This window comes from Vagococcus allomyrinae, from assembly GCF_017829975.1.
Classification (GTDB): Bacteria; Bacillota; Bacilli; order Lactobacillales; family Vagococcaceae; genus Vagococcus_D; species Vagococcus_D allomyrinae.
Genome location: NZ_JAEEGA010000012.1, coordinates 170,584 through 180,993 on the forward strand (window position 1 = coordinate 170,584; position 10,410 = coordinate 180,993).

The following is a 10,410-nucleotide window of genomic DNA, read 5'->3' on the forward strand; positions in this document are numbered from 1 at the left end:
TCTACAGAAGCACATTATGCTAGTTATCATGTGTTGTGAAATAGCTGTACATGACTGAATTGTCATGAGGTGAAACCATGTCTCTGCCAACAAATAATGCCAGCTTGTAAGCAATGACTTGGATGACAATTGAAAACTCCAGAAACTTAAAGTCATGATTACGGATATCAAACTGAAGATCATGTTTATCAATAACTGTTTCTCCAAGAACATAACCATTTTTTTTAATATCTTTGGTGTATCGAGCCAAAGATAATAACTTTTGTTCATTTTGACTATGATCATTCAGGACAATCACACAATGACTGCTGTTATAGCCATAATTTGGCCCATGTAAGCTTTCTTCAATTTCATAGCCAATAGAAGCAATTTGAGGTATTTCCCAGATTTTCATTGCACCTTCCCTAGCTAATCCTATTAGGTCAGCACTTCCCACAAACAAAATGCAACTTGATTGACTCATTTTTTGCTGGCAGCCCTCCATCCAGCTCAATGTCTTGTCCACTAATTCTACTTGATGTGTCGTTGCTTGCTCAACTTCTTTTAATTGTCTTTGATAGTCTGTCTCTGAAATCAACCCTTTGGAACGTCCCAGTTCCAGCCCAATCATCATTAAGGTAAATGCACTTGTTGAATAACCGATGGTCCTCATTGGAAATTCTTCGTGGCCACAGCCCAGTAGTAAATGGTACTCAGCCTCTTTTGCAAGCGGCGTCTCAGCTGATTCCGTTAAAGCCACATGAAGAAACCCTTGTTTTTTTACAAATTGCAACGCGTGTCGTGTTAATGTGGAGGTTCCCGTTTGCGAAACAAAAAGATACAACGCATTTTCCGGATACAGGTAGGTGGCTTCCAAAAATTCAGTTGGCACAATGGTTCTAACGGGTAGGTGGCTCATTTTAGTCACAAAGGGACGTGCTGTTTGTGCCGCTGTATCCGATGTACCAGACCCAACAATGATAATTTCCGTTACCTCTTGAAGATCTGGCGTAGTCTCAAGCCATCGTTGAATGGCGGGTATCCCATCACGAACTACCTCTTCAATAAGGGAGGGAATTCTTCTAATACAATCCAAAAAGGTCACTGTCTCCATCTAAATCACCCCGATCACTTTTCCAAGAACACTTAAACAAATCATCCAAATCATAATCGTTATCGGTTTAACATTTTTAGTCACAGCTTTAAAACAAATAAAGGTCAATAGTATCGGCAGAATATTAGGAAAAATACTGTCAAAAATCTCTTGAACAGCTAACTTCTCACTTCCAAAAGTTAAAACCTTTTCGATTTTAAAACTAATCAGCGTACAGGTCATTGCACCTACCGTCATTAATCCTACAATACTCGCACCTTTAGTAATAGAATTGAACAAACCACTTTCAGATGCTTTCTTTATGAATGAGCTACCTAAGCCAAAGCCTAAAGTTGTGCCATAGTAACGAACTAGGGTTGCCGGAATATTAAATAGCAGCAGGTGCAAAATGATTCCCAGAAAATTGCCTTGACTGGCTAAAGAGATCCCCAAACCTAATGAAATAACTCGTAATGATCCCCAGAAGATTGAATCCCCGATTCCTGCCAAAGGTCCCATTAGACTAACCTTTATGGCATTAATTGAGCTCTTATCAAACAGCTGATCAGAGGCCGCTTCTTTTTCCATTGAAGCTGTTAGACCTGTGATAAACCCACCCATAGTTGGTGTTGTATTAAACAACTCAAAATGACGTTGATATGCTTCTTTCCTATCAGCTTGATCTTGATAATACGTTTCAATGACAGGGATCATCGTAAAGACGAATCCAAAGGCTTGCATTCTTTCATAGTTATAATTAACACTGAGGGTCATGGTTCGCCAGAACACTTTATTCAACATTTTTTTATCATTTTTCTCAATCGAAACTTGATTGTTAATCATTAAATAGCTCCTCCTCTACACTCATTGCTCCCGTCGTTACGACCTGCTTCGCTTGGCCAGATCCAGACAGTTTATCTCCTTCAATGTATAAAATCACTGCCAAAACGACACCAACGGCAGCCACACCGATTACTTCCAATTGGAAAAATGAGACTAACAATAAACCGAGAACATAATAAATCCCATATTTTTTGTTCCACATCATTCTTAATAATAAGGCAATCCCCACTGCAGGCATCAAATCTGTTGCAAAATTCAAGCCATCAATAACTGTCGCTGGAATAAAATCAATAATTGTCTTGGCGAAATTGGAACCGATTAGCAATGTAATAAATGCGGCTAACACCCGTGGTATTTCTGGAATAACAGCCAATCCATAATACAAGCGCTCCAGTCCTTTACCATTCCCGTCGTTAATTAACTGTTCCACTTTTGGGTTAAACAAACCACGAATAATATACGCCAACACAATTAAAAATGAACCTAACATTGAAATCGGAACAGCAAATGTCAACGCCACTTCGACACTTTTCCCCATGGATATAGCGAAGGCAGTCCCAATCACTGAACCCAAGGGCGCATCAGCTGGAACTGTTCCACCAATTTGCATCGTTCCCAAGAAAATCATCTGTAAGGTCGCTCCAGCAGTTATTCCTGTTACCACATCCCCCATAATTAGACCCACTATTGGACATAAAACTAAGGGTTGATTAATCATGGGATAAGCAAACCAAGCCTCCCCTACTGTAAAAACCAATAAAACTAAGGCGATTAATAGTGCTTGCATAACTGTCATGGCTACTCCTCCTCTAGGTATTGTTCTAAAATTTGCTTCCCAGTTTTTGGCGAATCAGCAGGAGTCATTCTAAAGTCAACATCCCTGACAATGTTTGAAATTTCCCTAACATTTAGTAAATCCGCCTGATTCAAATAGACCGCTGGCGAAACGAGCTTGGCTCCCTCTTTTTTTCTAACGCCTCCTACATTGACTCTCTCAATCGTTTCCACTCGCTCTGTGATAGCTAGAGCATCAGCAAGGGTTCTCACTAGCACTAAAATATTTAAATTTTCAGTACGTGGATCATTTAATATAGCAATACCATCTTCCACTGTTTTAATGGCTAAACTAATACCATTGGGCTTTACCATTTGGATCGCCATCTTTGACATTTCATTTGTCGCGACTTCATCATTGGCAACTAAGATAGAACCCACGTTCAAATTATTTACCCAAGTAACTGCTACTTGCCCATGCAACAACCGCTCATCTACTCGCATAATTTTTACCATAATTCTTCATCCTCCAATTGTTTTTTTTCTGAAATAATGACTTTTGAAAACACATCAATTCCCTGACGACTTGTTTGAAGCACATTATCAAGCTTCTCTGCAACATTTATCTCCGCTGACATCAACTGGAGTTCCAAGCACATTGATAAGTTCATCCCCGTTAAAACATAGACATTTTCTTCTACGCAGAATTTAACTAGTTCATTGTAAACACTTCCTCCTTTGATGTCTGTTATTAATATATAAGTCATCCTTGGGTCTTCTGCCAAAATTGATTGCACTTTTGCGCCTATCTCATCTGGCGTTTCATAGGTATCAAGTCCAAATCCTTGCACGTCATGATTCGTTCCTAAGATCATGTCAATGGCGCTTACCATCCCCTCGGCTAAGCTGCCATGGGAGGCTAAAATAAGTTTGTGTGTCATACGCTACTCCTTTCTCTGATGTATTTATATAAGCAAATTGCGTGCCAAGTTTTAAAAAGCCGTGATTTCAATAAAAAAAGATAGAAATTAGGTGATTACCACACTAATTCCCATCTTCTCCACACTATTAAATTAATCTTCCACACTACTGACTTTTGTAAATGTAATCATACAAATAGGCAATTTCACTCGTCGGTATTTCAACACAATAATCTTTTTCCAGTTTAGTAAAACTTTCGCCAACAATTTGAATAAACGTGTTTTGAGTCGCCTCGAACATTGCCAAATTGTCATAGCTGGTAATATATTTTTCGGTAATTAACCGCTCAATCAAACAACTGATATGTATATATAGTCCAACTATGACCCGACTATCAAAAGGCACATCCAACTTTTTCTGCAAATAATCTAAAATCTCTTCTACATATCGGACAATTTTCTCAGGATTCAAAATCGTCAAATTTTCAACCAAGTTATCTTGAGAAAAATATTTCAAAATATTATCTGCCATTCGCTGGATTTGCTCACCGCTCAAATAATCTCCAAAAATATGTACCAAGGTCTCAAAATCTTGTAACTGAATGAAGTCTTCTATCGGATAAAATGACTGGTTTGAAATATCTGGATTTGTCGTTCCAATGACGCCGGTAACGATGTAGTCACGAAAAACGGCCGCTTTTTCTTTTTCCTTAAGCAGGATGTCGTAATCTTCACTATCAAATAATAAATCAATCTCAGTAGGTAAACTATTTTGAATAATCTTCTTAATTTTATCTGCCATGCTAATGCCAGTTGGACTAGTAAAAATTAAACACTTATCTCTGCGCTTGTTCTCAACAAAAACCGAATGACTGCGATAATTGTTTTGATCGATCGTTTCGACTATTGAGGAAATACTTTCGTTTGCAATTAGCTTAAACCCAATGTCCAAAACCAGTTTCATCGTCACATTGTTAAATAAAGCAATAGTCAGTTGTTTATTGCTTTTAATATTTTGATGAATAGCTTCCAGTGATCCCATATCAACTAAAATAATTAGGTTTTGGGTCTTTGGTAAATCGTTGACATAATCACTTAGTTTTTCAGCAATGGCTTTGGCTTCCATTTCAATAGGCATATCAAGAGCATCAAAAATATGATTACCTAATAACTGATTGGCGGTATTCTTAATACTGCTAGCCGTTGAAAAACCATGACACAAAACAATAGCTCGCGTTTCTTTTTGCTCATCTGATAAAATGAATTTTTTGATAAACAGATATAGATTAATAAATCCTAACTCGGTTATCTCAACTGCTAATTCACGACTAATCGCCTCACAAAAAGCCAGAGTTAATTGATAATAATGCCGATCAAATGAATGAATGTCTTCTTTAAGCTTTGTGATTTTAAGTTGATTCTCTGTGGCTAGATCTGCACATAAGTGAATGGTTGCCACAAGGCTACTCAATAATTTACTAAAAGTCATCGTATCATCATTGGTGATGGTCACTTGATACTTTGGTAATAATTTTTGGCATGTACTTTGAATAAACCCTGTGTACAGTAACTCTTTGATCCCCGTTTGATTCTCCTCAAAACAAACACTTTCGATATATTTGTTTAAGGCTACTTCTAATTCTGAAGATACGGCCGCCCCATCAAACAAACCAATTTGGATAAGGAGTTGATTAAACGCATAAATATTCTTGTTATGAGAATACTCGATTTCCAATAAATCAAGCGGGATTAACTCTGTACTGCCACCAGCATAAAGACTGCCATTTAATGCGCATTCTCTAATGATATAATCTGGCAAATGATTAATATCTATCTCCAGTGAGTCCTTACTAGTAAGTTGTGTCATTAAGGCTGACGCTGTACAAACCTTCAAACAATTCACTAACTGGCCGACATTGCCTGAAAAATGATAGTCAACAATCACCTGATAGACTCGTTTGGTTAAACTGATCTTCTGATTAATTCGTTTTGCCTCATTTAAAAACAAGCGGTAAACCAATTCTTTTTTCTCCAGAACAGGCCGATTATCTAATGAAGGAATTTTTAGCGTGATCGGTATTCGCCGCATCAAGGGTTTAAGTAACTTAATTTCCGGATCTTCCGATGTCGCAAAAATTAATTGCACTTGAGCGTGATGAACCGTCGTGTTATCACCAACTTGTTGATAAGTCCCCTTATCCATAAAATGGTATAGCTTTTCTTGACATTCAGGTGTTAAGCAATGAATCTCATCTAAAAATAAAATGCCTTTATCCGCTATGTTTACCAACCCATCATTATTAGATTCTGCGCCTGTATATGCCCCTTTTACATTACCAAAAATATGGGTTAAGAAAAATTGGGGGTTATCGGCATACTCTGAACAATTGACCGCTAAGAATCGGCTGTTTTCACCATATAATCCCTCTGATTGACCATATTCAAATAGCTTTTGGGCAATTAGACTTTTCCCAACTCCTGTAGCTCCTAATAGTAAAATCGGTAATCCGCCATTCGGGTATGTCACAGCTGATTTTGACTTTTCCAGCACATGACTTAAACTCCCCGATGACCCAATCAGCTCCTTAAAAACATCATTTTTTTTCATAAATTGCTTAAGTAGTTCCCAAAAACTATTGGCTGTCGGATAAACTTTTTCAAATTCAACCTGATTATCGCAACGTTGTCTAAGAGTCTCTAAATGAAAAAAAAGAACCGGTCGAGTATTTACCTTAATCGCTTTCCCCTCAGCCACTAATTCATTTAAATACTGTGACGCCGTCGTTCGATCGACTTGACACTTTTCTGAAAAATAATGAGTTGATACTAATGAACTATCTCCCAATGAAACATTCAATGTGCTATTGATTAATACCTTTTCCAGCGCTTCCCTCATACTGATTCCTCCCCAGTTATCACTTACTTAAAGCCATCTCACTCCCAAATATATACTTCATGTTAAATAATCAGACCTATAACTCCATTAGATTATTTGGTGGAAACTTGTTCTATTTCAAATCTATATGGTCTATACTACCGATAGATTCAGCAAATGTATACTCTTTTTTTCCAGAAAAAATGAAAAGCAATGGAACGCGCGAAACTATTAATCAAAATAGAGCACATATTTCCAATTACTTTTTTTGAGAGAATTAAAAAAAAGAGACTGGACAACTGTCACAATCTCTTTCCGTTAAGTCAATTTCAATTTGACCAAGTAATTTTCTTTTTCATGATAAATTGGCACTTTTTTCACTTTCGAAAATCTTATAGAAAATCAGATAATCACCACTAACCATATATCGGTAATCATTGTCAATATTAATTTTATTGCTGAACACAGCTCCGTGCTTAGGCTGGTTCGCAGTCTTAGCAAGTCATGATAAAATCTTTCTTTTTCGTACACACATAATAATTCCTCATTGAAAGGTGGTGATGAATCCGTTCAATATCATACTCAAATTGGCGCCTCATTTTTACCTGATACTCACTAAAATCACCTAATTTATACTTTTTGGCGAATTCTTCAATCTCTTCGCCTTCACCAAAATCTTGTTCCCCGCGATTCAATTCTGTTAATAGCCTGATTTCAGCTTGTTGTCGCTACCACTGATCAATATTAACCATAACAACTTTGCCAACCCCATTTTTTGTTAAGATCAGTGGCTCGCCATCTTGCACTTCATCAAGCACTTTGTTATAATTTCTCAAAATCGTACTAGGCTTAATTACTTCCACTTTAATCAAACCTTTCTTTTAATAATTATAACGTCATTAGTTTTAAATTTACAGCTAGAAATTTGAACAACAATTAATCTACACTAAATTAGATAATTTACTTATTTAACGTATTCTTATTTGTTAACTAGCATTTCTAATCATCAATCAATTACTTTGTTAGAAAACTTTTCCTGTGACCTTAACTCATCACCTTTATCCCTTACTAATTGCCCGCTTTCCCTTTCCCCCTTGAGAAAGATGGCCATTCTCCAATAAGCGTATCCGTTCATTTGCCTGTATCGTTAATTGTTGTTGGGCCAGAATTTGTTGCTGGGCCCGCTCCAATTGATGATTTTTTTCGTCTAACTCTCTTGCTAACACCGCCATGACTTCCGCCATGGTGGCTTTTAGGTCTGTTGCGACTGCTTCAATCTCTGTTGACATGTCTGCCCTCCTTTTCTAAGGCAAGTGCAAGACTTGCCCTAGAGATAATTGTTCGGTTTGTAAATGATTGGCTTGCTGAATGGCCATGACATCAACCCCGTATTTTCGTGCAATGCTGTAAAGAGTATCTCCTGCTGCTACCACGTGTTCAGCTGAAGGTGAGACTGGTTCGATTTCTTTTGAAGGAACGCGAGCTGGCTCAGGCTCTGGCGCTTTTGCTGTTGCGGGTAAGGATAGCTGGCTGCCTGCGTAAATCGTCAGCTCTGTTAACTGATTGGCCGCTTGTAAGTCCGCCAGACTGATTTGGTAGGTTTCTGCGATTGTGGCCAAGCTCTCGCCATCTTTGACGATATGGTTAAAGCTGGCTAAAGCAATTGTCGGTTCCTCTTGAACTGTCTCAATGGGCGGAACGGTGACTAGTACTTGATTAGGCTGAATCTGATAGTCCGTTAGCTGGTTCCATTTTTGTAAATCAGCTAGACTAAGTCCCAGTGCTTGAGCGATATCTGATAAGCTCTCGCCGGCTTTCACTCGGTAGGTTCCCGGAAGCTCTTCAGCTAAGCTGACTGGCAAGGTCTCTGAGGTGGCGCTGACTGTTGAGTCATGGCTATTAAGGCTTGAGACTGGCCCTGTTTGAGGTAAAATCGGCTGAGTCGTGGCTTTTAAGCGAGGGTAAAGAACAAAAAAAGCCAGCCCCATCAGGCCTCCTAAAAGTCCCAGACTTATTAGCCAGTTATAATTGCTTTTGGCTGGTTGTCGCTGGCGGCGGCTCGGCGACTCGGAAACTGGGGTGTCTGCTTGGTCTTCTACTTCGATTGGTTCCTCAGAAACGGGTTCTTGCTCCACTTGGCTGAGGGCCACCACTTTTGATTGCTCTATAGTCTCTGGTGGCTCTTCAATCAGGTTTTCCTCGATTTGGCCTTGATAGCCTTCTTCCCAAAATTCTTGTTGCTCCTTCAGGCTTAAGCGCTTAATTTGAAAATAGTAATCGTAATAAGCCGTAAGGACATCGGTGACGTTGCCGTGTTGTTTGAGTTGACCAAACTCCAACCAGATCAGGCGATCACAGTAGGTTTCAATTCGTTTGACTTGTTCTGTTTCAATCCAGATGCTTGAGCCCAACTCTTTAAGCTTCTCCAAAAACAAAAAGACTTTAATGTAAAAATGTTCCTTGACCTGCAAGAGGGACTCGTCAATGTAGATCACCGTCGGTGCCACATGTAACAACAGACTAATGGCCAGCTGGCTTTTTTCCGACAGTGAGTAATGCTTCATTTTCACGCCAAACTGGCCACCTAATTCTGAAAAGGAGAGGATCTGCTCCATCGTTTCCCCGATTTTTTTCTTGGGAATGCCCCATTTTGTCAATTGTTGGCGGGTATAGCTTTCCCCTGTCCGTTCATCGTAACGGTGATCTGGCAGGACGAGCGCTTTGCCTGTTTCTGAATTTCCTGAGATTAACCCTTCGCTCGGTTTTTTACCTAATAAAATAGCACCTAAGGTGCTTTTTCCTGAGCCTTTGCCGCCAATCACCCCGACGATTTCACCGTAGGATTGACTAAAACTTACCCGATCCAGAGCCAACAACTGTCGTGTTCCTTTGCGTTGTGGGCGTAACTGTTTGACTGTGTAGTAGTGGCTGAGCCCGATCACTTTCCATTTTTCCCGTGTCACATTTGTTCCTCCTCGTTAACGCCTGTCTCTTCCCTCCCCATTTTTCTTCCCTAAAAAAGACCAGCTGTTCGTTTGTAATAATTCAAATGGAGCTGTGTGCTCCAACTAATTAACCGCACTTGTTTGCTTTTTAGTACGTTCATGATGTGAATGGTATCCGCTGCTGTTTTGCCAAACACCTGTAAACTGGCAATGACGATCGTGTCACCTGGTGCCACCTGATGAATCAATTGCCTTAATTCCCGTCGTTCACGGCTTCTGGCTTTTTCGATAAAAATCGTAACACAGTGGTAGTCTTTGACAATTTTTAATTGATCGTTTGTCGGCAAGGGATACTGACAGTTAACATAGCCGTAAGTTGCCATGGTTCCCCTCCTTCTTAGTTGTGATCCTGATAAAGTACATCACTTAATTGCGTCAGAAAACTCCGCGAGTTGTGGATTAACAACTGGCAGGCTTCTGTTGGTTCTTGTTTTGATTGTCTTTCTGCCTCTTGAAGGTCTTCTTTAAAGCAATCAATTAGGGCCAATAATCGTAGACTAGCGCCTTGTTTGTGGGTCATGTGACTCTCCTTTAGACGGTTAATCAAGTACTAAACCGTCAGTGTAATAAACGACCTGTTCAGGAAGGGGCTTCGCTTTGCCCTTCAAGGGTCGTTTGCGTTTTAAACTGGTTCTAAGTAGCCGGGACAAATGGGCATAATGTTTAATGTCCCCATAATCGCGGGTTGGTAAATAGTAATAACTGGTGCCTAAGACTTTTTTGGCCCTTCCAAACAATCGTCGGTAATGACTGGTGTCAAAGCTTGCCAGCTCAGATTGATAGGGACATTGCCGGCTATGGCGAGGAAAGGTCCGTTGATAGTTATACCAATAATACTCGAGATAACGAACAGAACTGCGCAATCGTCTAAGATCACTTTGTGTTACTAGCATCATCGCCTCCCCTTTCCTTGCTTTTTGG

General features: G+C 39.5%; 13 protein-coding genes. All 13 read right to left on the reverse strand.

What is annotated here, in order from left to right; translation table 11 throughout:
* Positions 1–19 precede the first annotated feature (19 nt).
* The gene (locus I6N95_RS17815; protein ID WP_209530529.1) at positions 20–1,093 is read right to left on the reverse strand and encodes an SIS domain-containing protein; all 1,074 of its coding nucleotides are present in this window, start codon (positions 1,091–1,093) and stop codon (positions 20–22) included.
* On the reverse strand, positions 1,094–1,915 hold the full coding sequence (locus I6N95_RS17820) for a PTS system mannose/fructose/sorbose family transporter subunit IID (protein ID WP_209530530.1): 822 nt from the start codon (positions 1,913–1,915) through the stop codon (positions 1,094–1,096).
* A complete protein-coding gene (locus tag I6N95_RS17825) occupies positions 1,908–2,711 on the reverse strand; it encodes a PTS mannose/fructose/sorbose/N-acetylgalactosamine transporter subunit IIC (protein WP_209530532.1) in 804 nt (267 codons plus the stop codon). Before I6N95_RS17825 ends, I6N95_RS17820 begins: the two co-directional genes overlap by 8 nt.
* 2 nt (positions 2,712–2,713) lie before the next feature.
* Positions 2,714–3,205: a PTS sugar transporter subunit IIB gene (locus I6N95_RS17830; protein WP_209530534.1), complete on the reverse strand. Its 492-nt coding sequence runs from the start codon at positions 3,203–3,205 to the stop codon at positions 2,714–2,716.
* On the reverse strand, positions 3,199–3,630 hold the full coding sequence (locus I6N95_RS17835) for a PTS sugar transporter subunit IIA (protein ID WP_209530536.1): 432 nt from the start codon (positions 3,628–3,630) through the stop codon (positions 3,199–3,201). The genes I6N95_RS17830 and I6N95_RS17835 overlap by 7 nt, the downstream gene beginning before the upstream one ends.
* A gap of 145 nt (positions 3,631–3,775) precedes the next feature.
* Positions 3,776–6,505, reverse strand: coding sequence for a sigma 54-interacting transcriptional regulator (locus I6N95_RS17840; protein WP_209530538.1), 2,730 nt, complete (start codon positions 6,503–6,505; stop codon positions 3,776–3,778).
* Positions 6,506–6,978: 473 nt separating this feature from the next.
* Positions 6,979–7,179: a hypothetical protein gene (locus I6N95_RS27150; RefSeq protein ID WP_245249637.1), complete on the reverse strand. Its 201-nt coding sequence runs from the start codon at positions 7,177–7,179 to the stop codon at positions 6,979–6,981.
* Between the two features lie 33 nt (positions 7,180–7,212).
* Positions 7,213–7,347 (reverse strand): type II toxin-antitoxin system prevent-host-death family antitoxin, encoded by a 135-nt coding sequence (locus tag I6N95_RS27155; protein WP_347340576.1) that lies wholly within the window; start codon positions 7,345–7,347, stop codon positions 7,213–7,215.
* Between the two features lie 195 nt (positions 7,348–7,542).
* On the reverse strand, positions 7,543–7,773 hold the full coding sequence (locus I6N95_RS17850) for a hypothetical protein (protein ID WP_209530540.1): 231 nt from the start codon (positions 7,771–7,773) through the stop codon (positions 7,543–7,545).
* A gap of 15 nt (positions 7,774–7,788) precedes the next feature.
* Positions 7,789–9,447, reverse strand: coding sequence for a LysM peptidoglycan-binding domain-containing protein (locus I6N95_RS17855; protein WP_209530542.1), 1,659 nt, complete (start codon positions 9,445–9,447; stop codon positions 7,789–7,791).
* Between the two features lie 50 nt (positions 9,448–9,497).
* Complete coding sequence (locus I6N95_RS17860) at positions 9,498–9,812, reverse strand: recombinase family protein (protein WP_209530544.1); 315 nt, start codon at positions 9,810–9,812, stop codon at positions 9,498–9,500.
* 14 nt (positions 9,813–9,826) lie between these two features.
* Positions 9,827–10,009 carry a hypothetical protein gene (locus I6N95_RS17865; RefSeq protein ID WP_209530546.1) on the reverse strand — a complete coding sequence of 61 codons (183 nt, stop codon included), beginning with the start codon at positions 10,007–10,009 and terminating at the stop codon, positions 9,827–9,829.
* Positions 10,010–10,028: 19 nt separating this feature from the next.
* On the reverse strand, positions 10,029–10,410 hold a 382-nt coding region (locus tag I6N95_RS17870; protein WP_209530548.1), incomplete at its 5' end, for a hypothetical protein.

Coding starts and splice junctions, on each gene's coding strand:
- I6N95_RS17815 (WP_209530529.1), bottom strand. CDS start 1,093: ATGGAGACAGTGACCTTTTTGGATTGTATTAGAAGAATTCCCTCCCTT.
- I6N95_RS17820 (WP_209530530.1), bottom strand. CDS start 1,915: ATGATTAACAATCAAGTTTCGATTGAGAAAAATGATAAAAAAATGTTG.
- I6N95_RS17825 (WP_209530532.1), bottom strand. CDS start 2,711: ATGACAGTTATGCAAGCACTATTAATCGCCTTAGTTTTATTGGTTTTT.
- I6N95_RS17830 (WP_209530534.1), bottom strand. CDS start 3,205: ATGGTAAAAATTATGCGAGTAGATGAGCGGTTGTTGCATGGGCAAGTA.
- I6N95_RS17835 (WP_209530536.1), bottom strand. CDS start 3,630: ATGACACACAAACTTATTTTAGCCTCCCATGGCAGCTTAGCCGAGGGG.
- I6N95_RS17840 (WP_209530538.1), bottom strand. CDS start 6,505: ATGAGGGAAGCGCTGGAAAAGGTATTAATCAATAGCACATTGAATGTT.
- I6N95_RS17850 (WP_209530540.1), bottom strand. CDS start 7,773: ATGTCAACAGAGATTGAAGCAGTCGCAACAGACCTAAAAGCCACCATG.
- I6N95_RS17860 (WP_209530544.1), bottom strand. CDS start 9,812: ATGGCAACTTACGGCTATGTTAACTGTCAGTATCCCTTGCCGACAAAC.
- I6N95_RS17865 (WP_209530546.1), bottom strand. CDS start 10,009: ATGACCCACAAACAAGGCGCTAGTCTACGATTATTGGCCCTAATTGAT.